Genomic DNA, 21,802 nt, shown 5'->3' on the forward strand with positions numbered 1-21,802 from the left:
GGCCGACCGCCCAGCCGCCTTGGCCCAGGCGGCTCGTCCGGCCTGCCTGGCCATAGTCTTAGGTGATGCCTGCAAGCCATGCACAAGAAATTGCTTCCGTCCATGATGTCGCTGCAGTGCTTTGAGTCCACTGCCCGTCATGCCAGCTTCACCCTCGCTGCCCGTGAACTGAACCTGACGCAAAGCGCCGTCAGTAAGCAGGTCGCTCAACTTGAGCAAATGTTGCAGCGTCGGCTGTTCAATCGGTTGCGTGGCGGCTTGCAACTGACCGCCGTGGGCGAGCTGTACCTGAGCGAAGTTGGCAAGATCCTGAGCCAAACGGACATCTCGACGCGCTTCATCTTAACGTTCGATGGCCAGGCAGAAACCTTGAGAATCGCGACCCAACCGACATTCGGCTCGCGCTGGCTGATTCCTCGGCTGCCGGCATTCAGCGCAGCGTATCCGCACGTGCGGCTAAGCGTGCGCAATGAACTGGAGCCGTTCGACCTGTTACAGGCCAAGGCGGACGTTGCATTCTTCTATGGGCGTGGCACCTGGCCCGGCGCCCAGTGCGTCGAGCTGTTTCGCGAAGACGTCGTGCCCGTGTGCGCCCCTGCCCTGCTGCTGCACCGGCCGCTGAAGGCTATCGATGACATTCACAGCCATACGCTCTTGCAGTGCGTTTCGCGACCCGAGGCGTGGCATGACTGGCTGGGTGCTCAGGCGATGACATCCAGAAACAGCTACAGAGGCCCGCAGTTCGACACCTTCGACCTGTGCATTCGCGCAGCGATCGCAGGGTTGGGTGTGGCCTTGGTACCCAGGTTCATGGTGACAGAAGAGCTGCAGCGCGGCGCCTTGCTGATTCCCCTGCACTACTATGCACCCAGCCCGGATGCTCACTACGTGGCCTATGCGACCCAGAGCCACGATTCACCGAAGATCCGTAACTTCGTGGACTGGGTGTGCGAGCAGACGCCTTGAGCGGACCTGCGTCCGCGCCTCATGCACCCGCATGAGCGGGAGCTACCACTTGTCCGCCATGTAAAACATGCCGCCACCCAGCGCGGTCAGGAACAGCCCGCCCAGCACGTCTGTCAGCAAGGCCTCGCCATGAATGTACGCTTCGATTTGAGTGGCAAGAAACAAGACGGCCAATACCAGAACCACGGCCGATACGCGGCGCTGAATCTTGAACCTGGATTTTTCGGGGCCGATCCACCACATGCGCATTTTCCTTGAGCGGGTTGAGTATTGAACCTTAGCTACATCACCAGCCGTTGACCAACGACCAGGTGTGAACGCTGCTGGCCAGTGTCTTAGCTCGGAAGGTAAACGCACTGCGCCAGCGTGGTATCACAAGGTCGTCATAAGGTAAGCCGCGAAGCCCTTGGCGACGCGCCAAGGCTTCAAGGCGGACAGGTGGTCGAACACTCGGCTGGAGTTGCCTGCCAGCCCTGCAAGCACAAGGTAAACAACCCACTTTCGCAGCGCCCTTGAGATTTTTCTTTTCATGACTCGAAACAAAGGGTGCGCCTCGGGAAAATCCTACCGCTTGAAGCGAAAAAGCCCAAGATCCAGTGCGCAGTTGATCCAAACCGCGCCAGCATTGACCAGCTCCCTTTGGCTGCTGAGCACTGGAGAAAATCGCGGGCATTAAAAAAGCCCCGCAACCCAAAGGGCTGCGGGGCTTTCGAATGGTGGAGGCCGAGGTCGGAATCGAACCGGCGTAGACGGATTTGCAATCCGGAGCATAACCACTTTGCTACTCGGCCTCAAAGTCAGGATCTAGCGGCTTACACCTCGCTATCTCCCCGAAACACTGCGCCTTTAAAGCGTGCTGCGTTTCGATGGGCGCCATTATGTCTACATTCACGTAACCGTGCAACCCCCTGAACGAAAAAAAATTTCAGCAGGTTCAAGGTGTTAGCGCAGACGGCCAAGTTTGCTCCACAACCCTACCAGCGTATTCTCCACGGTGCCGCTGGCCGCCATGCCAATGCGCTCCTGCAGGCTCTTGCGCTCTGCGAAGTGCAGGTGGAACAGGTTGGCACTGCGCGCGCGTTCGCTGAGGTATTCATCGCTGGTCTGCAACGTGTCCACCAGCTTGCGGTTCAGGGCTGCAATGCCCAGCCACACTTCACCGGTGGCCACTTCATCGATGTGCAGCTGGGGGCGGTAGCGGGCGACGAAGTCCTTGAACAGTTGATGCGTGACATCCAGGTCTTCCTGGAACTTTTCCCTGCCCTTTTCGGTGTTTTCACCCAGCACGGTAAGGGTGCGCTTGTACTCACCGGCAGTCAGCATCTCGACATCGATGTCGTGCTTCTTCAACAGGCGATTGATGTTGGGCAACTGTGCCACGACGCCGATGGAGCCGAGCACCGCAAAGGGTGCGCTGATGATCTTCTCGCCGATGCAGGCCATCATGTAGCCGCCGCTTGCAGCCACCTTGTCGATGCATACCGTCAAGGGGATGCCGGCCTGGCGAATGCGGGCCAGCTGGGAGGCAGCCAGGCCATAGCTGTGCACCAGCCCGCCCCCGCTTTCCAGACGCAGTACCACCTCGTCTTGAGGGGTGGCGAGGGTGAGCAGTGCGGTGATTTCGTTGCGCAGGCTTTCGGTTGCAGATGCCTTGATGTCGCCATCGAAATCGAGCACGAAGACCCTGGCTTTTTCGTCCGCCTTGACCTTGCGGGTTTTCTTCTCGGCCTTGGCCTGCTGCTTGCGTAACGCCTTGAGCTGAGCCTTGTCGAACAGGCCTGATTCCAGCCGCTCGCGCAGGTCCTTGTAGAACGCGTTCAAGCGGGTAACCTGCAATTGCCCACCCGGTTTGCGCCGCCCTTTACCGCGCAAGCCGGCAATGGCCGACAGCACGATGAGAACAGCGATGACCAGGGTGGCGGTTTTGGCGAGAAAGCTTGCGTACTCGGCAAGAAACTCCACGGTGACTCCTTCGATAGCTGCGCCAGAAGGCGCGTGAATGGTACAAGCATACCGGTGCACCCCAGGCGCTGCCAGGGGATGTAAACGCTGGCAACACCTTTCAAACGACCTTTTCAAACGCTTGTATGTTTTTTCGTTGACAGCGCTGTGCACCGCACCCTAACCTCGGCAGCAACCTTCAACAGCGGAAGCGTTCGTGGGCAACCTCTACCTGATTCGACATGGCCAAGCCTCCTTCGGCGCACAGGACTACGACGTGCTGTCGCCCGTTGGCGTGCGCCAGAGCCAGGCGCTAGGTGAGCACCTTGCCCAGCTAGGGATACGGCTGGAGCGGTGTGTGGCGGGCGATCTGCGCCGCCAGCAAGACACTGCCCGCCTGGCCCTTCAAGCGATGCAGGCCAGTGGCAACGCCGTGCCGGCTGTTGAGACCGACGCTGCATTCAATGAGTTCGACGCCGATGGGGTGATTCGCGCGCTGTTGCCTGGCTTGTCGATAGACGAGCCCAACGCGCCAGAAATCCTGAGCAACGTCACGCATCACCGCAGCGAATTTCAGCGCCTGTTCGCACTCATGGTGCAGCGCTGGCACGCAGGCACCCATGGCAGCGACGAACTGGAAACCTGGGAAGCGTTCACTGCCCGCGTGCGCGAAGGGCTGAACCGCGTGCTCGACAACGCAGGCAATGGCGACAACATTGCCATTTTCACCTCCGGTGGCACCATTGCCGCCTTGCTGCACCTGGTTTCAGGTATTACCCCGGATCAGGCATTTGCCTTGAACTGGCAGATAATCAACACGTCGCTGAGCCAATTGAAGTTCAAAGGCCGCGACGTGGCATTGGCTTCTTTCAACAGTCAAGCCCATGTGCAACTGTTGAGGACGCCGGCGCTCATCACCTATCGGTGAGCCCGGCCTGTTGTGTCCCTGCGGGGACGTGAAAATCACTCTATAAGGAATGCGCCATGACCTCCGTAGCTGATGCCGTCAAAAAGATGCAAGAGAAATTCAACCCATCCGCTGCCCAAGGCCTGGACCTGGTATTCGGCTTCAACATTACCGATGAAGACAAGCACTACGCCCTGATCGTCAAGGACGGCACCTGCCAACTGCAGGAAGGCGAGAACCCGGACGCCAACTGCACGTTGGTGATGGACAGCGAAACGCTCAAGGGCATCGTCAGCGGCGAAACCGACGGCATGCAGGCCTTCATGGGTGGCAAGCTGCGCGTGGAAGGCGACATGATGCTGTCGATGAAGCTCAGCGAACTGTTCCCGTCCTGAGCAGCATCCCTGGATGACCCTGAACCGAAGCCCACAAGGCTTCGGTTTTTTTTGGTCCGGCGTTTGTCGGCATGGCAAGCATCAAGGGCGTTGATCGACCAGCAACACCCCGGCCAATGGCGACCTGGGACGCTTGTCCCAACCAAGCGCAAGCATTAGATTGCAAAATAGTCCGCGTGATCGAGAATAAGGAAAACCCATGACGCTCACCGACGAGTCTACGCAAGTACGTTCCGGCGAAGAGCTTGACCTGGCAGCCATCGACGGCTACCTCAAGGCGCACATTGACGGCCTGGCCGGCGCGCCCGCCGTCAGCCAGTTCCCGGGTGGCGCGTCCAACCTCACTTACCTGGTCAAATACACCGATCGAGAATTGGTCTTGCGCCGACCGCCGTTCGGGCAGAAAGCCAAGTCGGCGCACGACATGGGCCGTGAGTTTCGCATTCTCAACCAGCTCAACAATGGGTTCCCCTACTGTCCCAAGGCTTATGCGTACTGCACCGATACCCGCCTGATCGGCAGTGAGTTCTACGTCATGGAGCGCGTCAAAGGGATCATCCTGCGCTCGGACATTCCCGCGGCACTGAACCTTGACGCTGCACGCACAACGGCCTTGTGCAAAAGCTTCATCGACCGCTTGGTGGACTTGCACCGTGTGGACTACAACGCCTGCGGCTTGAGCGACCTGGGTAAGCCCGACGGTTACGTGCAGCGCCAGATAGAAGGATGGGCCAGCCGTTACGACAAGGCCATGACCCCCGACGCCCCGCGCTGGGAGCAGGTCAAGACCTGGTTGCGTGAGAAGATGCCTGCCGATCACGCCACACCTGCCATCGTGCATAACGACTATCGGTTCGACAATGTCATCCTGGATGCCGACAACCCGATGTGCATCATTGGCGTACTGGACTGGGAAATGGCCACGCTGGGCGATCCTTTGATGGACCTGGGCAACAGCCTGGCGTACTGGATTCAGGCAGACGACCCGGCGCCAGTACAACTGATGCGCCGCCAGCCGAGCAACGCTGCGGGCATGCTTACCCGGCGCCAGTTCGTGGACTATTACGCCGAGCGTGCAGGCATCGACCTGGACAACTTCGATTTCTACTACTGTTACGGCCTGTTCCGTCTGGCCGGCATCGTCCAGCAGATCTACTTCCGTTATTTTCACGGCCAGACCCAGGACAAGCGCTTCGCCCAGTTCATTCACATGAACCGGCTGCTGGAGCAGATGACCTTGCAGGTCATTGCCAAGTCGAGCCTCTGATCACCAACGCACCTTACGACCACAAGGGACCAGCAGCATGCCGCAGACCCACCTGTTCGACCTTCAGGGCAAGATCGCCTTTGTTTCCGGGGCCAGCCGAGGCATTGGCGAGGCGATTGCACATGTGCTGGCGCAGCAAGGCGCACATGTGATCGTCTCCAGTCGCAAACTCGAGGGCTGCCAACACGTGGCCGATGCCATCATCGCGGGCGGCGGCAAGGCCACGGCAGTGGCGTGCCACATCGGCGAGCTGGAGCAGATCCAGCAGGTATTCGCCGGCATACGCGAGCAGTTCGGGCGGCTGGACATCCTGGTGAACAATGCCGCGACCAACCCACAGTTTTGCAATGTGCTGGACACAGATCCAGCGGCGTTCCAGAAAACCGTGGATGTGAACATTCGCGGCTATTTCTTCATGTCGGTGGAAGCAGGCAAGCTGATGCGCGAACATGGCGCCGGCAGCATCATCAACGTGGCGTCGATCAATGGCGTATCGCCTGGCCTGTTCCAGGGCATCTACTCGGTGACCAAGGCTGCAGTGATCAACATGACCAAGGTGTTTGCCAAGGAGTGTGCGCAGTTCGGGATTCGCTGCAACGCCTTGTTGCCGGGCCTGACCGACACCAAGTTTGCATCGGCATTGGTCAAGAACGAGGCTATCCTCAATACCGCGCTACAGCAGATCCCGCTCAAACGCGTGGCAGACCCCAAGGAAATGGCCGGGGCTGTGCTGTACCTGGCAAGCGACGCCTCCAGTTATACAACCGGGGCGGCGCTCAACGTAGACGGTGGCTACCTGTCCTGATCAGGTTTTGACGGCTGTCAGGGTATAACTCAGCGGCAGGCGAGCGGGTTGCTCGCGCAACCGCCACTCCCCGTCCGGGCCCTTGTCCATCTGCCCCGGCAGTGCCTCCCACGGCACGCTTTGGTGTTCTACCAGCGCTGTCAGCTGCAACCCGTTGGCCATCAACGCGGTGATCAGCTCGCCCAACCCGTGGTTCCACTCGTGGGTCTGGGTGTTGGCCAATCGCTGCGAGGTGGCCACATAGGTCTCGTCGCTCTGCCATACGGTTGGCTGCTCGCATTCGAAATACGGATAGTCGAGCTGCAGGCGGTCCTGATGGCCTTCATTGACCGCCCACAGCATGGGGTGCCCCTCGCGCAAGAAAAGCCGGCCACCGGGTTTGAGCAGGGCTGCCACGGTGTGTGCCCACGGCGCAATGCGCGGCAGCCAACACAGGGCGCCGATGCCGGTATAGACCAGATCGAACGTGCCTGCCGGTAACACCTGGGCTGCGGCGTACACATCGGCCTGATGGTAGTCGATGGGCGTAGCGCACAGGGTTGCCAGGCGCCGGGCCTGCGCCAGGGAGGCCGGGGAGAAGTCCAGGCCGCACACATCGGCGCCCAGCCGGGCAAGCGAAAGCGTGTCGGTGCCGATGTGACATTGCAGGTGCACCGCCCTTTGCCCCTCGATATTGCCCAGCATCGGCAGGTCGAACTGAACAGTCTGTGAAAGGTGCGCAGGGCGTTGGACGTACTGATCGAACTGGTAGTCCTGCGAGGCTGCGTGCAGCGGTGCGCGCTCGTCCCAATTGGCTTGGTTCAGCTGTGATGAAGGGTTCACGGCGACATCCTTGATGGGTAATGGGGCATGCTAGCGGCCGATGCGACACACCTGACAGCGTTCGGATGCAAAAAAGTGTAAAGCCCTGGCTCGCCCCTTACCCGTCAGAGACAGGTTGCAGCCGCCGCCCGGCGCTGCAACGAGACCCCGTTGTCGTTCTGGGTGTAGTAATCGACACGCGCACCGCCGTCCTGCGGGTAGACATCGACGAACGTTTCGGCCTCGCGGGTATAGACGGTAAAGCCACCTTGCTTGCGCGGCTCCAGGTAGCCGCTGGCGTCCTGGCCGAACACACGCTCTTCCTGCCACCCGTACTGGATGCACTGGGCAACGCGTTCAGGCGCCTTGCGCGAATTCATGTGCGTAGTGGGTTGGCCGCTACGGGCCGCATCCATGGTCGCAGAAGCACAACCGACCAGCAGCACGGCTGCGGCCACGGGCAGAATCACACGCATGGTCCATCCTCGAAATCATTTAAGAAGGAGGCGACTCTAGCACTGGCATGCACGAGAGTGAATTGTGGCGCGACTTTCGCTGTCTTAGCACAAACACCACGCAACAAGGAAACCGCCATGAAACTGCACTACCTGCTCCTCGCTGCCCTGCCCTGCCTGCCCATGGTCGCCACTGCAGCGACGTCTACCGACGATAGCGTGCAGAATTCGGCCACCCACAACCGTGAGCTGAAAGAAGGCGACAAAGCCCCGGATCAATACAAGCGCGACGATCAGGCCATCAAGGACTGGAAAGCCAAAGGCCTGCCGGCTCCGGAGAAGGAAAGCCATTGGGTAAGCATGGGCGATCGTTACGTCCTCGTACAAACGACCAATGGCGTAGTCCTGTCCATCCGCACCAAATGATCCATTGCTTGGGCGGGTGTCAGGTACCTGACACCCGCTCAAGCACCCGCGTCGTTCCTCCCCGATAAACACTGCAATACATCAACACCTCGTTCACGCTCAGGTGGCACACTACCGGCTATCGTTCATGTGCCCTGTGTGAAGGAACACCTTTCCCGATGAATCTAGACCTGACATGGGTGCTGGCCCTGCTTGCCATTGTCGTCGTGCTGTTCATCATCAACCGTCCACGCATGGATGTCGTGGCGCTGCTGGTGATCGTGGCATTGCCATTGTCGGGCGTGCTGACGATCGAACAGGCGCTCGCAGGTTTCAGCGACCCGAACGTCGTGCTGATCGCTGCGCTGTTCGTCATCGGTGAAGGGCTGGTGCGCACTGGTATCGCCTATCGGATCGGTGAGTGGATGAGCGAACGGGCGGGCAACAGCGAGGCCCGACTGTTGGTACTGCTGATGGTCGCGGTGGCCGGCCTGGGCTCGGTCATGAGCTCCACGGGAGTAGTGGCCATCTTCATACCGGTCGTGTTGAGTATTGCCGCGCGTTTGAAACTCTCGCCCAGCCGCCTGATGATGCCGCTGAGTTTTGCCGGCCTGATCAGTGGCATGCTCAGCCTGGTGGCGACCCCGCCCAACGTGGTGGTGCACAGCGAACTGGTACGCCATGGTGAACAAGGCTTCTCGTTCTTCAGCTTCACGCCCTTTGGCTTGGTGGTACTGGTGCTGGGTGTGGGCTACATGCTTCTGACCCGACACTGGCTCAATGGCGAGGTGCGCAAGGATGGACGTGTCGAGACCCGGCGGACCTTGCTGGACCTGGTTCTGGACTACAAACTCAATGGTCGTGAGCGTCGCTTGCGCATTCGCCCCCAATCACCGCTGATCGGCCATACCTTGGGCGAGCTGGAGCTGCGTACCCGCCACGGGGCCAATGTCATCGGCATCGAACGTCAACACAAGTTCACCACACGCGTCATTTCGCCTGATTCCAATACCGTGCTGCACCAGGGTGATGTACTGCTGCTGGATCTGTTTGCCAGCCGCGACGATTTGCGCAGCCTGTGCCAGACCATGCAACTGGAACCCTTGCACTTCAAGGCCGCCTACTTCATCGACCAATCGCAGGAGGTAGGCATGGCCGAGGTGTCCCTGCCACCGGGCTCGCAACTGATCGGCAAGAGCATCCTCGAGCTGGGCTTTCGCTCACGCTACGACCTCAACGTGGTGGGCTTGCGCCGGGAGCAGGCGGCCGTGCAAGACCAGTTGGTCGAAGAAAAGCTGCGCCTGGGCGACACCCTGCTGGTGGTCGGGCCGTGGAAGGCGGTACGCCAGCTACAAGGCAAACCGCGCGATTTTCTGGTGTTGAGCTTGCCGGCCGAGATCGACCTGGTGGCACCTGCTCGCCGGCGCGCGCCCCAGGCGTTGTTGAGCCTCGCGGTGATGGTTGGCCTGATGGTCAGCGGCGCGGTGCCCAATGTCATGGCAGCGTTCATTGGTTGCCTGTTGATGGGCGCAGGCCGTTGTATCGACATGAACAGCGCCTACCGTTCGATCCATTGGCAAAGCCTGATACTGATCGTAGGCATGTTGCCATTTGCCCAAGCCTTGCAGAAAACCGGTGGCATAGACTTGGCCGTCGGGGCGCTGGTGAATGTGCTGGGCGACGCCGGGCCCAGCGCCATGCTGGCCTGCCTGTTCGCGGTCACGGCAGTGATCGGGCTGTTTATCTCCAACACTGCAACCGCAGTGCTGATGGCACCGGTTGCCATCTCGACCGCAACGCAGCTGGGCATGTCGCCCTACCCCTTTGCGATGACGGTGGCGCTGGCAGCCTCGGCGGCCTTCATGACGCCGGTGTCTTCGCCGGTGAACACGCTGGTGCTGGGCCCTGGACAATACCGATTTGCGGACTTCGTGAAGATAGGGGTGCCGTTCACGCTATTGGTAATGGGGGTCACGGTGGTCATGGTGCCGTGGTTCTTCGGGCTGTGAAGTAGGCGGCATACGCAAAAGCTTCGAGCTGGGCAGATTGACATCAACTAGCCGGAACAACACACTGATGCGCAATTGCCCCAGGTGCGTTCAGCGGTCGTCCTGGATATCGTTTCCGCTTGCCGGTCGAGCCCATGGTTTTTCCAGCCCAATCGCGCTTGTTGCCCTACGCCGCACTGTTCAGCCTGACCTTCGCGCTTACCATTGGCGGCATTCTGGCTCGCCCGATCGAATCCCTGTCCTTGTTCTGGCCAGTCAATGCCGTACTGGCAGGCGTGTTGCTGCGCTATCCACGCCAGGCAACTGTGGCTGGCTTCGTGTTGATGTGGTTGGCCATGGTTGGCGCGGACCTGCTCTGTGCGAGTGCCCTGGGGCCGGCGCTGTGGTTCAACCTGTGCAACATGGGCGTCGTGGTCACCGTTTGGCAATTGCTATCGCGCTTGCCGCGCCTGCATCGGCGCATGCGCACGCCCCACGGGGTGCTGAGTGTGTTTGGCGCATGTGCAGCCGGGGCCTCGGTGGCTGCGAGCCTGGCCTCGGTGATGGCTGCCCCCTGGTTCGAACAGTCCCTGCGCAGCACGTGGCTGGCGTGGTTCAGCGAGCAGTTTTCCACCGCAGTACTGGTGCTGCCGGTGATGCTCACCGCACCGGCCGCGCGTACCTTGCTGCGTGGTGGGAGCCAAAGGATTCGCCTTGCGCCCCTGATGGTCATGCTGGTGTCGCTGGCGTTCAGCATCGCGTTCGGCGGCCCCGGCGCCATCGCGTTTCCGATCGCAGCCCTTTTGTGGTGTGCTTGGACGTACTCGCCCTTCCTGGTTTCGTTGTTGACGCTGACAGCCGGTAGCACGTTGATCGTTGCCGTTGCCCAGAGCCTCATGCACTTCAGCGTGCCGCAGAGCGAGTCGGGTGTAACGGCGCTGATGTCGGCGCGCCTGGGCATCGCCATGCTGGTACTGGGGCCGCTGGTAGTGGCCTGCGTGACCCAGGCCAATCGCAGCCTGCTTGCGCGTTTGGCGCACCAGGCCACCACCGACCACCTTACGGGCACTTTGAGCCGCAGCGCTTTTACTCGACGTGCAAACGCGCTGCTGGAGAGTCGTCAGCATCAGCAATTCCTGCCACTGACGCTGATGATGCTGGATATCGATCACTTCAAGTCCATCAACGATGCCCACGGGCACGCCGTTGGCGACCAGGTGCTGCGCCAGTTCGCCGATGCGTTGCAGGAACAGTTGCACAGCGGCGAAGTATTCGCGCGCATGGGTGGCGAGGAGTTCGTGATCATCGTGCCAGGGCTTGCACCGGACAGGGCGCAATTTACGGCCGAGCGCCTGCGCCGTGCCGTTCAGGACCTTCAGGTGGAGCAAGCCGGCCAGCGCTTGCAGATCACCGTCAGTATCGGTCTGGCAGGCTGCGACGAAGGCATGCCGACGCCAGACCTGACCACACTACTGGCCAGCGCCGACAAGGCGCTTTACCTGGCCAAGGCGAAGGGACGCAATCGCGTGGAGCAAGCTGAGCCGCAGCGTCGAGCCATCTGAGGCTTCTGCTGCGCGCTCACTGAAGTCAAGCAGCTTCACCCGGCAACTCGAGATCATCGCCGGTCCATCAAGCCAGTTGATAAGGCGGTTTGGGCAAAGAGAATGTGTGACGGCTCCGCTCGATTAGGCAGTCCAAAAGCCAGACGAAATGTTGCTCAATTTCTGCTCAATTTAACGGAGCCCGCCGGGGGCTTGGGTTACAGCACGTTATCCACAGACCTACCCACTTTTTCTGTGGACAGATTTCCCAGCCTGGAGAACGACTTATCCCACTTCGACCATTGAACAGATGCGCCGGACAGATCGGCGGCTGTGCTAACGCCGAGCCTGAAGACTGACTGGGGATAGCGCTGGAATGCGGCGCAAACGACAAGCCCGCCTGGGCACTGGAAACCCGGCGGGCTGAAAAGGGAAATGGTCATGCGATCAACTGGGAGGAATGGTCCCCAGCAGCCCGATCATGATGGTCAACAGCAGGAAACCACCCAGGAACAGCGCCAGCTTGCTCATTGAAACCTCGACAGTGTGATACGGAATGACGTTATTTTCCGTTCTTCACTGATATGGTTACAGATTCAGGTTTGTAGAAAAAAAGCAGATCAGATCAGGAATGGGCGCCCCACGTAGCCGTCCACCGTAGCGCGGGGTCGTTTACCTTCACATCAGTTGCTGGAGCTTGCCGACAGGTAACCACCCCAGCTCCCCATCACCATGACGACGACACCATAGCCAGCCGTTGAGCAGGCGCAACCGCTCAACCAACTGGCCTGGTTCCACATCCAGCTCGTGGGCGCAATAGTGATCCAACGCCCTACCCTGATTGAAGTCCAGGCGCTCGATAAGCTGCTCCGGCACCCAGCCTGGCTCCTGGCCCGTGCAACTGCACAGGTACCAGTCCTGCATGCCCGGCTCACTCTCAAAACGCGGCCCCACTTCCAGCAGCGTGCCTTGAGCGAAACGCAGAGGGCGTCGGTAGGCACTGCGATGCCGCTCGATCACGATGAAATGCACAGGCCTCTCCTTGGCCGGAAACCTTCGAGCCTAGCAGAAGCTGCAGAAGTTGCTGCCTCGCAGCCTCTTTGTAGGAATATGTATCCCGCGATGTAGGAGGTTTCCTTAGACTTCGTTCTCGCTGTATGAAAGATCAGTTTATGAGGTGGAACTGACCTGTTACGGTCAGCCTTTCCTACAACAGCAAGGACGCTATCGTTAAGAGAACTCTATGGACGACTACAATGAGCCGGCGTTGAGACTTCAAAAAACCCTGTTGAACCTGCGCCGCGAGCGAGACAAGCTCAAAGGCGAAGGCAAGTACGATGAGGCCAGCGCATTGGCGGTATCGATAGCGCGAATCGAAACCACGCTGGCACAACTGCCGGCGGCGTTTAAGCCTGACACACTGCAATAGCCCCAGCGGCCTCGGCCCTTACGAGGGGCGGGGCTGCCTGTTTCCAAGGCTCACAGCTGACATTCGATACTCGCGCGCCTTCAAACAGGCGTATGTTGACGAACGATTCAAAGACCTGCGGCCGATCCAATCAGCATTTTCTTGATCCAGATCAATACGAAATAAATTGTTACCTAAATAACCCTGCACAATGACCATAAGAACAGGCTCGCGGTGTGCTGAAAACCACGGCAATTGAGCGATCCAACGGCGAACTACGCCGTTCGTAAACTGCTTATGTTTATTCTTAAAGTTTATTGCTCAAGGTGCCGATAGCTGTTTCAACGAGAGGGCTGCAGCCTTATTACCACGGTCACCCTGCTGGACTTGCTTAGCCTAGCAAGCATTGCTACACCAAGGAGCTACACATGTATTTTCGGAACTTGAAAATTGGCACACGCGCGGCTGTCATCTTTACGCTGGTCGCCCTCCTCGTACTGATCCTGGGGCTGGCATCGTTGTACCGCATGCACACGATGGACAAGGCCACTGACGAAGTGCGCACCGAATGGTTACCGTCAATCATGCTGCTGGACGAGGTCAGCATGAACCTGGGCCGCGCCCGAGCACTGACCTTGCGCAGCGTTCTGGAAGAAAGCCCCAGCGCCAGGGCCGCGACACTGGACAAGATCGCGGACATCTCCAAGCACTACCAGGAACAAATCAAAACGTACAAGGCAACAGCGACAGAAGAACGAGACCGGGCCCTGTACGACGCATTTCTGGCCAGAAGCGAGACCTACCATAGGTTGCAGGACGCAATTCTTGACGCTGTACGCAGGAACGACATTGCAGAAGCGACCCGCCTGGTCAACGGTGAACTGGCCAACTACGCCGACGCAATGATGAAGTCGCTGATCGAGCTGACCCAGTACAATTCCAACGGCGCAACCAACGCCTCCCAGATCAGTACGGACGCCTATGATCAGTCCTTCTCGATTATCACGGCGACTATCGTGGGCATCATCGTACTGATGATTGCGCTGGCCATCATGCTGACCCGCAGTATCGTGCGGCCTTTGAGCGAAGCGGTGGCCGTTGCCGAGCGGGTGGCCTCGGGTGAGCTCAACCAGGTCATCACGGTGACGGGTAGTGACGAACCCGCGCTGTTGCTGCACGCCTTGTCCAGAATGAAAGACAGCTTGCGCGAGACGATTGCCGGCATCGCAGCCGCCTCCGACCAGCTCGCCTCGGCATCCGAAGAGCTGTTCACGGTCACCGAAGACACCAGCCGCGGCCTGCATCAGCAAAGCGCCGAAATCGACCAAGCCGCCACGGCCGTGAACCAAATGACCGCAGCGGTTGAGGAAGTGGCCAGCAATGCCGTCAACACCGCCGATGCCTCCAAAGGTGCAGACCAGACCACCCGTGAGGGCCAGCAGCGGGTCAATGATGCGCTGCAATCCATTGGTCAGCTCGTCGGCGATGTCACGACCACTTCCCAGGAAATCGAACAGCTGGCCACCAGCGCCAACGAGATCAGCCGGGTACTGGATGTCATCGGCTCGATCGCAGGCCAGACCAACCTGCTTGCGCTCAACGCTGCCATCGAGGCTGCGCGCGCCGGTGAAGCCGGCCGTGGTTTTGCCGTGGTCGCCGACGAAGTCAGGGCGCTGGCGCACCGAACCCAGCAATCGACAGCCGAGATCGAAGGCATGATCACAGGCATTCAGTCGGGCACCGAGTCTGCAGTCGGGGCCATGCACGCCAGCAAAGGGCGGGCGTCAGGCACCCTGGAAATCGCCCAATCCGCAGGCCAGGCACTGAACACGATTGCCGAAGCCATTTCGTCCATCAACCAACGCAACCTGGTGATCGCCAGCGCCTCCGAAGAGCAGGCCCAGGTGGCCCGCGAAGTGGATCGAAACCTGGTGAACATCAGGGACCTGGCGATGCAGACCTCGGCCGGCGCGAACCAGACCAGCGCCGCCGCCCAGGAGTTGTCACGCCTGGCTGTGGACCTGAACGCGATGGTCGCCAAGTTCAAGGTCTAGGGCTGGATGACAGAGGAGCAGCGGCCTGTCGGGAAAGCTTGCACCGTGCCCCTGGGGCAAGGATTCGCGCCATTGTGTGACGCAAATACCGCTGCCCTGGAGCAAGACCGTCGTGGGTTTCTGTAAAAAAAGCGACGATTTGTGCCTTTTGGGCTGCTCACCGGGGCTGCATCGCATATCCTTGCACCACGCAATCAACCTTGAAGCAGTGAATTGAACGATGAGCTTTGAACAACTGGCAGCGCTACGGGATCGCCTGCGGGCTGAAAAAGAGCAGCAACAGGCAAGCGCCCCAGCGCCGGCCAAGCGCAAGCCCCCGCAGAAGACCAAGCCGCGTGAACTGGACCCGGCAGTGGCCGCCATCTGGCCGCTGCAGAAGCACTTCCCGTTGGCCTTCCCTGTCAACCCTGCGCCGAAAGTGCCGCTCAAGGAGGGCATCTTCAAGGATGCCGAGCAACACCTGGAGCTGCTGGGCATTACCCGTGAGCAACTGAAGCTGGGCATTTCCACCTGGTGCCGGGGCAACCGCTACTGGACCAGCATGGTGGAAAACGCCCCGCGCCTGGACCTTAACGGTGAGCCGGCAGGCGTGGTGACCGCCGCCCAGGCGATCCATGCCAAGCGTCAGGCGGCCCAGCAGCGTAATCAGGAACGCCGCAAGCGGGCGCAAGCCAAGGCACAGACCGCTGCGCCTGCAGCACAGGGCGAGGCTGCAGACGAGCCGGCAGTGGAACAGGCCGCTGAGTAAAGGCTTGGTCTGAGCAAGCGCCCATCGCCCGTTCGCCAAGCGCGCGGGTGATGGGCGCTGCGGGCTATCACATGGCCGCCGACTGGCCGAGTGTACAGCGCAACCTGGTCATCGCCTCAGAGCCTCCAATCCAGGCTGACCATCATCGTACGTGGCTCACCGTGGTACACGCCGTTGTAGAAGCCGACGTTGTTGTAGTAATGCTCGTCGAACAGGTTCTTGACGTTGACAGAAGCAGTCAGGTGCTCATCGATCCGGTAGCGCGCCATCAGTCCAACCACCGAAAATGCTTTCTGGCCGATCTCGTCCTTGGCCGTGATGATTCGATCACCGTCGCGCCCTACCGGTCGGTTCGCCAGCCTGAAATTGTCGCTCTGCCAGTCCAGGCTTGCCCCTACGGTCAATGCTGGTGTTAGGGCATAGGTGCTGGACAAGCGCACCAGGTTCAAGGGTTGTTCGGTGTTCTTTCGCTTTTTCTCGGCCGTGGCAGCATGCGTATAGCTGTAGCCCAGGCTCATCTGCCACCCGGTCATCACCTCGCCTGCGACTTCAGCCTCGTAACCTTCGACAACCACGCCCTTGCCACCGCTTTTGTAGAATACTTCGTTGCCATTGGGCGGCACTGAGTCGTCTTGTTCCGCCACGTTGTCCTGCTTGCTGCGAAACACTGCCGTGCTCAGGTTCAGGCGGTCAGCGAACAGGCTGCCCTTGAGCCCCACCTCATAAACCTTGCCTACGATGGCCTCCAGGTACTGCTTGTTGACGTCTCTCACGGTTTGCGGGTTGAAGATATCGGTGTAACTGACATAGGCGGTGAACTGGTCGGTCAGATCGAAGAGTACGCCGGCATAGGGCGTCCACTGATCATTCTGGACCTGCCTGGTAGTGGACTGATCGGTGACTTGCAGGGCATCACCGTAATCCCACTCCCGCTGTTGCGTCTGCCAACTGCCGTAGCGGCTGCCAATCACGATGTGCAGGCGATTCGTGGGGTTCAGACGTGTTGCAATGTAGCCGGCCTTCTGACGAATACTGGAGCGCGAACTGTCCAGCCCAGTTTCGAGGTCATAGAACGTAGGGGTGGCCCCCATGTACTTCCAATCGGCAATCGTCTCGAAACCGTCGGGTACAGGCAGATCAAGGCGGTGGGGTTCACTGTCGCGCCGTCGCGACTCGCCGTAACCGATCATGAAATCATGGCTGCGGCCGAACAACTGGAAAGGGCCCGCGAGGTTGAAGTCCAGCGCGTCCATCTGCTCGGAGCCCCCGAAGTGCGAATACCAGGCCTGCATGCCGCTACGGTCGGCTTCGGGGAAGCCATTGCCCCCATAGTAGACCTTTCCGTCGCTGTCGCTTTGCCGGTGGGTATACGCCACCTTCATGACCCAGTCGTTGGCCAGATACTGGTCGAGGGTAGCGAATACCGTCTGGTCTTTGAGCGGCCAGGAAGACCAGGGCGCACTGAGGTTGGTGGAACGGGGCAAGTTGGCTTTGCTGCCGTCGGCGTTCCAGAACGGTACCGTGCCCCAGGATGACCCTTGCACATGCTTGTTCTGATAGTCATACCCCACCGCCAGCACGGTGCTTGGGGTCAGGTCGGCTTCGAGCACGCCGTAGGCCACTTCACGCTGGGTGGCATACTTGTCCATGAACGACTTGTTGTCGCGGTACGCCAGCACGGTGCGTCCGCGCAGACGGCCGTCCCAGCCCAGCGGGCCACCCACGTCCAGGTAGCTGTAGTAATTGTCGAAACTGCCACCACTTACACCACTCTTTACCGCCAACGCGTGCGTAGGGCGCTTGCGAACCATTGCGATGGTGCCTGAGGGATCGCCTGCACCTGTGGTCAAGCCTGTGGCCCCACGCACGACTTCGATTCGATCGTAGATGATGGTGTCGGAGTCGGACTTGAGCCCCGAGAACGTGTTGAGCATGCCATCGATCTGGAAGTTGTTGATGGCGTAACCACGCGAATAGTAGCTCGGTCGCTCCGAGTCATTGCGTTGCACCGTAACTCCCGTGACGTGAGCCATGGCCTCGGACAGGCTGTTGAGCTGGAAGTCGTCCAGCTGCTGGCGGGATATGACCGAGACCGATTGGGGTGTCTCCTTGATCGAGAGATTCAACCGGGTGGCTGCGCTCATGCTACCGGTGGTGTAGGAGCCACTGCGTTCAGTGACGCTGCCAAGGCCGGTAGCAATCACATCGGTTGAGCCCAGCTCCAGCACGGGGCCGTCTTGGCTTGCCTGGGTATCGGCAAAGGATGGCGGGCAGATTAAGCAAGCGTACAGGCCGAGGGTGAAGGTAGTGGGATGGGAAATGGACGGGGGCATTGCGAGCTGACTCCTTGCGCGTGAAAATCCGTGCGCGCAAATCTACATCATAATCATCATCATATGATAATTAATCGCATAAACCGCTACAGCTGAGCGGGGTTGTACACCTGGTCGCTTTTAGCCGGCCAGGTGCACGTCCGAGGTGGCCGTTTGTCGTGCTCGCCTGATGGTGTCCGCTACAACCTCTAGAACAGCTTCATGGTATAGCTGAGCACCACGCGGTTCTCGTCGATATCTGTTCGGTAATTGGAGCGAGCCATCACATTGCGCACGCGCACGCCGAGCCCCTCCAGCGGCCCACTTTGCACCACGTAGGCCAGGTCCAGATCCCGCTCCCGATCACGCCCTTCAAAGCCCAGCCCGGTTTTGACGTCCCGGCCTTGTACGTAACGCAATGTCGAGGTCAGCCCGGGGATCCCCCATGCCGCAAAGTTGTAGTCATGCCGCACCTGCCAGGAACGCTCCCCAGGCGCCGAGAACTCGTAGGTCGGCAGGGTATTACCCATCGGGTTGGTGTTGGCGCCCACCTGGATGAAACCGTCCTCCCCGCCTATCTGCTGGTAGCCCACGTAAAACGTATGCCCGCCCGTTCTCGCCGAGAACAGGCTGAACAGCGCATGGTTATCATAGTTGCCGGCAAGCTTGCGCCCATCCTCGCGGGCGTGGAAATAGCCGGCATTCACACCCAAGGTCCAGTCACCTAGGGGCTCGGCGTGCTTGAGGCTGTAGAATCGCTGCCGGTAGATGTCCTGCAGCTGCGCCTGCCATACCCCCACGCTGGAGCGGTTGTCGTTGAAGGCATAGTCGGCGCCCAGGTAATTGAAGCGGTCACTGGTAAAGCGGGCCAGCCGCGCGGGGTTGATGGGGTCGTTGACCAGCGCATACATTTTCTGACTGTTGGACGAGTCGCGCAGGCTGGTGGAGCGAAATTGGCCGGCACTGAGCGTCAGCCCAGCAAACTCATGTGACTCCAGCATTGCGCCCTGATAAGTCGGTGGCAGCAGGCGCAGGTCGCTGAACAGCAACACAGGCAGATTGGGCATTAATTCCCCCACCTTCAATTCGGTTTGGGAAACCTTGAACTTGAGCGCCGCGCCCACGCGGCTGTAATGGTCGGCGGACGTGCCGCTGTCAAGGCTTGGCAGTAGGCCTGAGCGTGCATGTTCGGGGCTGCTGTCGAGTTTGAAACCCAACAGGCCGATCACATCGACCCCGGCACCAATGATGCCCTGGCTATAACCTGAGCTGGCGTTGAGGATGAAGCCCTGCGCCCACTCCTGAGTACGCGATTGGGTGCTTGCTCCTTTGATATCGGCGTAGTCGCGGCTGAAGAAATAATTGCGAGCCTGGAGGGTCGCACGGGCGCCTTCGATGAAACCGACCTCTTCAGCCGGTGCCTCGGTACACAGCGCGGCTGCGATGCAGCCGCCAGCCAGGCGTGCCTTCGGGAAAAAACGCGGTGCAGTGCAAGCGTGCATGGGGCGATTCCTGAAATTCGGGCAACAGCAATCCACCGGCGAGACAAACGCCCGCCGACGTGCAGATTGCATTGAGAATGGGTGGGCAGGCCGGCATCGGCCCGCCTGCCCTACCGGGCGTGAAGCGCTGGACCGCTAGCGGTTGACCAGCTTCGCTGGCAGGGCGATGACCAGGAAGCAACTCAGGAGCAAGCAGCCGGCGAACACCCACAGCGCCGCGTGGGAAGTACCGGTCCAGTCAGTGACCAGGCCCATCAGCGAGTTGCTGACCAGCCCGGCAATGTTGGCCACCGAACAGGCCAGGGCAAACCCGGTGGCGGCTGCCGTTCCTTTCAGGAAAGTCGCCGGCAGGCTGAAGAACACCGGCACCGCACCAATGATCGCGGCCGAGGCGACTGCGAACAGGAATACAGTCATGACCAGGTTCTGGCTGAACAAGGTGCTGCTGGCCATGGCGATGGCGCCGACGATGAATGGGACGATGATGTGCCAACGACGCTCACGGTGACGGTCGGAACTGGCGCCGATCAGCAGCATGCCGGCCAGTGCGGCGAGGCTCGGGATGGCAGTGAGCAAGCCGATGTGGAACGTGTCGCTTACCCCTGCATCGCGGATGAAGGTCGGCATCCAGAAGCCCATCGCGTAGGCGCTGAGCAGGATCGAGAAATCGATACCGCCGAGCATCCACACCTTGAGGTTGAAGAACCCGTCACGGAAACTGTGCTTGCTGTCCTTACCCTCTGCATCGTCGGCGGCAAGGTCTGCTGCCAGCTGAGCCTTGTCTTGGCTCGACAACCACTTGGCCTGCTGGAAGTGATTGGGCAAGGCCCAGAAGGTCAGAATGCCGAGCAGCACGCTGGGGATCGCCTCCAGCAGGAACAGCCACTGCCAGCCATGCAGGCCGTGGACCTGATCGAAGTGCCCCATGATCCACCCCGAGATAGGCCCACCGATCACGCTCGACAGCGGCAGCCCGATCATGAACAGGGCGATGATGCGCCCGCGTCGGTAAGTGGGGTACCACATGGTCAGGTAGAACAGTACCCCTGGCAAAAACCCTGCTTCGGCCGCGCCGAGCAGAAACCGCAGGATGTAGAACTGGGTGGTGGTGCTGACGAACATGGTGCACGCCGACAACAGGCCCCAGGTGATCATGATGCGGGCGATCCACAGCTTGGCACCGACGCGCTGCAGAATCAGGTTGCTGGGCACTTCGAAAATGATGTAGCCGACGAAGAACAGCCCGGCACCCAGGCCATAGGCGGCGGTGCTGAACTGCAGATCTTCGAGCATCTGCAGTTTGGCGAAGCCGACGTTGATACGGTCCAGGTAGGCGGCAAGGTAGCAAAAGCACAGGAAGGGAATGAGCCTCCAGGTGATCTTGCTGTACAGCGCTTTGGTGCCCTGATCAATGTCGCTATGGACCGTGGTTGCATTCGCAATTGGCATTTCCTGTCTCCTGGCGGGCGACTTTGTGGTTGTTTTTAAGGCCAGCAGTTTTCGACGCACAAGGACCGTCGCACGCTACACGCGACATGCCCAGGCCACGCCTGAAAAACCCCGAGTGCTCCTGCGGGGCGACCGCCCGGACAGCAGGCGGTCATGAACGTGCTTCCGGCACCGTTCCTTGATTGTTATTGGGTAGGCGCCTGCCGGTGTCAGCCGGTCAATTGCCTGAATTGCGCCATCGCTTCCTGGCGGGAAACCACATCGCCGTACTTACTGTCGATGTCGAACAGGTTGGCGTGGTGCGGGTCGTCATGGCGATCACCCACACATTCGCGCACCACGATGGTTCGAAAGCCATGCTGCATCGCATCTACCGCGCTGGCGCGGATGCACCCGCTGGTGGAGCAGCCGGCCAAGACCACGGTGTCCACTCCTTGGGCGTGCAGCAGCGGCGCCAGGCTGGTGCCGAAGAAAGCGCTGGCGTACTGCTTGCTCAGCACCACCTCCTCCGGCTGTGGGGCAACGGCCTCGCAGAACGCCGCCAAGGGGTTACCCTCGACCATGTCCTTCATCACCGGCGCCTTGCGCACCCATACCCCGCCATCGACAAAATGCGGGGGCTGGTAGCGGATGTTGGTATGCACCACCAGGATGCCGCAATCGCGGGCTAGCGCCAGCAGGTCCGCGGCCTGCGCCACTGCCGTGACGACGCCTGGGGCGTACAGCGCAGCCCCCGGCGTGGTATAGCCCTGCATGAAGTCGATCATCAGCAGCGCCGGTGCGCGACCAAAACCGATACGCTGCCCCCATACACCCTGATAGTTGTCCCGAGCACTTTGTGCCTCGCTCATGTCCATC

General features: G+C 60.2%; 20 protein-coding genes and 1 tRNA gene. 11 read left to right on the top strand and 10 right to left on the bottom strand.

Features of this window, described 5'->3' with window-relative positions; genetic code table 11:
- Nucleotides 1-78 precede the first annotated feature (78 nt).
- Nucleotides 79-966 carry a LysR family transcriptional regulator gene (locus tag MOP87_RS12195; protein ID WP_049695785.1) on the top strand — a complete coding sequence of 296 codons (888 nt, stop codon included), beginning with the start codon at nucleotides 79-81 and terminating at the stop codon, nucleotides 964-966.
- Between the two features lie 42 nt (nucleotides 967-1,008).
- Here the strand turns inward: MOP87_RS12195 and MOP87_RS12200 are convergent, their stop codons facing one another.
- From MOP87_RS12200 to sohB, 3 genes are all read right to left on the bottom strand, one after another.
- Nucleotides 1,009-1,209: a hypothetical protein gene (locus tag MOP87_RS12200; protein WP_027916137.1), complete on the bottom strand. Its 201-nt coding sequence runs from the start codon at nucleotides 1,207-1,209 to the stop codon at nucleotides 1,009-1,011.
- Between the two features lie 474 nt (nucleotides 1,210-1,683).
- Nucleotides 1,684-1,757: transfer RNA gene (locus MOP87_RS12205), tRNA-Cys, on the bottom strand.
- A 151-nt stretch (nucleotides 1,758-1,908) separates the two neighbouring features.
- Nucleotides 1,909-2,928, bottom strand: coding sequence for a protease SohB (sohB, locus tag MOP87_RS12210; RefSeq protein WP_027916138.1), 1,020 nt, complete (start codon nucleotides 2,926-2,928; stop codon nucleotides 1,909-1,911).
- A 196-nt stretch (nucleotides 2,929-3,124) separates the two neighbouring features.
- Between sohB and MOP87_RS12215 the strand changes: the two genes are divergently transcribed.
- From MOP87_RS12215 to MOP87_RS12230, 4 genes are all read left to right on the top strand, one after another.
- Nucleotides 3,125-3,835: a histidine phosphatase family protein gene (locus tag MOP87_RS12215; protein ID WP_027916139.1), complete on the top strand. Its 711-nt coding sequence runs from the start codon at nucleotides 3,125-3,127 to the stop codon at nucleotides 3,833-3,835.
- A gap of 56 nt (nucleotides 3,836-3,891) precedes the next feature.
- Complete coding sequence (locus tag MOP87_RS12220; RefSeq protein WP_027916140.1) at nucleotides 3,892-4,209, top strand: SCP2 sterol-binding domain-containing protein; 318 nt, start codon at nucleotides 3,892-3,894, stop codon at nucleotides 4,207-4,209.
- Nucleotides 4,210-4,408: 199 nt separating this feature from the next.
- Complete coding sequence (locus MOP87_RS12225; protein WP_027916141.1) at nucleotides 4,409-5,476, top strand: phosphotransferase family protein; 1,068 nt, start codon at nucleotides 4,409-4,411, stop codon at nucleotides 5,474-5,476.
- Nucleotides 5,477-5,513: 37 nt separating this feature from the next.
- Nucleotides 5,514-6,281 carry an SDR family oxidoreductase gene (locus MOP87_RS12230; protein ID WP_059183849.1) on the top strand — a complete coding sequence of 256 codons (768 nt, stop codon included), beginning with the start codon at nucleotides 5,514-5,516 and terminating at the stop codon, nucleotides 6,279-6,281.
- Here the strand turns inward: MOP87_RS12230 and MOP87_RS12235 are convergent, their stop codons facing one another.
- Nucleotides 6,282-7,103 (bottom strand): class I SAM-dependent methyltransferase, encoded by an 822-nt coding sequence (locus MOP87_RS12235; RefSeq protein ID WP_027916143.1) that lies wholly within the window; start codon nucleotides 7,101-7,103, stop codon nucleotides 6,282-6,284.
- Nucleotides 7,104-7,207: 104 nt separating this feature from the next.
- Entirely contained in the window at nucleotides 7,208-7,558 is a 351-nt protein-coding gene (locus MOP87_RS12240; protein WP_023535507.1) for a hypothetical protein, read from the bottom strand.
- A 117-nt stretch (nucleotides 7,559-7,675) separates the two neighbouring features.
- On the opposite strand from MOP87_RS12240, the gene MOP87_RS12245 reads away from it, so the two are divergent.
- The 3 genes from MOP87_RS12245 (at nucleotide 7,676) to MOP87_RS12255 (ending at nucleotide 11,492) form a co-directional block, all read left to right on the top strand.
- The gene (locus tag MOP87_RS12245) at nucleotides 7,676-7,963 is read left to right on the top strand and encodes an RcnB family protein (RefSeq protein WP_110606640.1); all 288 of its coding nucleotides are present in this window, start codon (nucleotides 7,676-7,678) and stop codon (nucleotides 7,961-7,963) included.
- Nucleotides 7,964-8,121: 158 nt separating this feature from the next.
- Entirely contained in the window at nucleotides 8,122-9,951 is a 1,830-nt protein-coding gene (locus MOP87_RS12250) for an SLC13 family permease (RefSeq protein ID WP_242809560.1), read from the top strand.
- A 119-nt stretch (nucleotides 9,952-10,070) separates the two neighbouring features.
- Nucleotides 10,071-11,492 (top strand): GGDEF domain-containing protein, encoded by a 1,422-nt coding sequence (locus MOP87_RS12255; RefSeq protein WP_027916146.1) that lies wholly within the window; start codon nucleotides 10,071-10,073, stop codon nucleotides 11,490-11,492.
- A gap of 657 nt (nucleotides 11,493-12,149) precedes the next feature.
- Here MOP87_RS12255 and MOP87_RS12260 read toward each other — a convergent pair.
- On the bottom strand, nucleotides 12,150-12,503 hold the full coding sequence (locus MOP87_RS12260) for an SH3 domain-containing protein (RefSeq protein WP_027916147.1): 354 nt from the start codon (nucleotides 12,501-12,503) through the stop codon (nucleotides 12,150-12,152).
- Nucleotides 12,504-12,714: 211 nt separating this feature from the next.
- Here MOP87_RS12260 and MOP87_RS12265 point away from each other — a divergent pair, with 211 nt between their 5' ends.
- The 3 genes from MOP87_RS12265 to MOP87_RS12275 all read left to right on the top strand — a co-directional run bounded on the left by MOP87_RS12265 (nucleotide 12,715) and on the right by MOP87_RS12275 (nucleotide 15,681).
- Nucleotides 12,715-12,900 (top strand): hypothetical protein, encoded by a 186-nt coding sequence (locus MOP87_RS12265; protein WP_027916148.1) that lies wholly within the window; start codon nucleotides 12,715-12,717, stop codon nucleotides 12,898-12,900.
- Between the two features lie 407 nt (nucleotides 12,901-13,307).
- Nucleotides 13,308-14,933, top strand: coding sequence for a methyl-accepting chemotaxis protein (locus MOP87_RS12270; protein WP_028686512.1), 1,626 nt, complete (start codon nucleotides 13,308-13,310; stop codon nucleotides 14,931-14,933).
- Nucleotides 14,934-15,153: 220 nt separating this feature from the next.
- Nucleotides 15,154-15,681, top strand: a complete 528-nt coding sequence (locus tag MOP87_RS12275; RefSeq protein ID WP_027916150.1) for a ProQ/FinO family protein — start codon at nucleotides 15,154-15,156, stop codon at nucleotides 15,679-15,681.
- A gap of 116 nt (nucleotides 15,682-15,797) precedes the next feature.
- Here MOP87_RS12275 and MOP87_RS12280 read toward each other — a convergent pair whose 3' ends face one another.
- From MOP87_RS12280 to MOP87_RS12295, 4 genes are all read right to left on the bottom strand, one after another.
- Nucleotides 15,798-18,014 (bottom strand): TonB-dependent siderophore receptor, encoded by a 2,217-nt coding sequence (locus MOP87_RS12280; protein ID WP_242809562.1) that lies wholly within the window; start codon nucleotides 18,012-18,014, stop codon nucleotides 15,798-15,800.
- 188 nt (nucleotides 18,015-18,202) lie between these two features.
- Nucleotides 18,203-19,495 (bottom strand): OprD family porin, encoded by a 1,293-nt coding sequence (locus tag MOP87_RS12285; RefSeq protein WP_128610397.1) that lies wholly within the window; start codon nucleotides 19,493-19,495, stop codon nucleotides 18,203-18,205.
- 135 nt (nucleotides 19,496-19,630) lie between these two features.
- Nucleotides 19,631-20,944 (bottom strand): MFS transporter, encoded by a 1,314-nt coding sequence (locus MOP87_RS12290; RefSeq protein ID WP_049695779.1) that lies wholly within the window; start codon nucleotides 20,942-20,944, stop codon nucleotides 19,631-19,633.
- Between the two features lie 209 nt (nucleotides 20,945-21,153).
- Nucleotides 21,154-21,795 carry an N-carbamoylsarcosine amidohydrolase gene (locus MOP87_RS12295; RefSeq protein ID WP_027916154.1) on the bottom strand — a complete coding sequence of 214 codons (642 nt, stop codon included), beginning with the start codon at nucleotides 21,793-21,795 and terminating at the stop codon, nucleotides 21,154-21,156.
- Nucleotides 21,796-21,802 lie beyond the last annotated feature (7 nt).

The organism is Pseudomonas sp. I3-I5 (assembly GCF_022699445.1).
Taxonomy (GTDB): Bacteria; Pseudomonadota; Gammaproteobacteria; order Pseudomonadales; family Pseudomonadaceae; genus Aquipseudomonas; species Aquipseudomonas fulva.

Coding starts and splice junctions, on each gene's coding strand:
- MOP87_RS12195 (WP_049695785.1), top strand. CDS start 79: ATGCACAAGAAATTGCTTCCGTCCATGATGTCGCTGCAGTGCTTTGAG.
- MOP87_RS12200 (WP_027916137.1), bottom strand. CDS start 1,209: ATGTGGTGGATCGGCCCCGAAAAATCCAGGTTCAAGATTCAGCGCCGC.
- MOP87_RS12220 (WP_027916140.1), top strand. CDS start 3,892: ATGACCTCCGTAGCTGATGCCGTCAAAAAGATGCAAGAGAAATTCAAC.
- MOP87_RS12225 (WP_027916141.1), top strand. CDS start 4,409: ATGACGCTCACCGACGAGTCTACGCAAGTACGTTCCGGCGAAGAGCTT.
- MOP87_RS12230 (WP_059183849.1), top strand. CDS start 5,514: ATGCCGCAGACCCACCTGTTCGACCTTCAGGGCAAGATCGCCTTTGTT.
- MOP87_RS12240 (WP_023535507.1), bottom strand. CDS start 7,558: ATGCGTGTGATTCTGCCCGTGGCCGCAGCCGTGCTGCTGGTCGGTTGT.
- MOP87_RS12245 (WP_110606640.1), top strand. CDS start 7,676: ATGAAACTGCACTACCTGCTCCTCGCTGCCCTGCCCTGCCTGCCCATG.
- MOP87_RS12250 (WP_242809560.1), top strand. CDS start 8,122: ATGAATCTAGACCTGACATGGGTGCTGGCCCTGCTTGCCATTGTCGTC.
- MOP87_RS12265 (WP_027916148.1), top strand. CDS start 12,715: ATGGACGACTACAATGAGCCGGCGTTGAGACTTCAAAAAACCCTGTTG.
- MOP87_RS12270 (WP_028686512.1), top strand. CDS start 13,308: ATGTATTTTCGGAACTTGAAAATTGGCACACGCGCGGCTGTCATCTTT.
- MOP87_RS12275 (WP_027916150.1), top strand. CDS start 15,154: ATGAGCTTTGAACAACTGGCAGCGCTACGGGATCGCCTGCGGGCTGAA.
- MOP87_RS12280 (WP_242809562.1), bottom strand. CDS start 18,014: ATGCCCCCGTCCATTTCCCATCCCACTACCTTCACCCTCGGCCTGTAC.
- MOP87_RS12285 (WP_128610397.1), bottom strand. CDS start 19,495: ATGCACGCTTGCACTGCACCGCGTTTTTTCCCGAAGGCACGCCTGGCT.
- MOP87_RS12290 (WP_049695779.1), bottom strand. CDS start 20,944: ATGCCAATTGCGAATGCAACCACGGTCCATAGCGACATTGATCAGGGC.
- MOP87_RS12295 (WP_027916154.1), bottom strand. CDS start 21,795: ATGAGCGAGGCACAAAGTGCTCGGGACAACTATCAGGGTGTATGGGGG.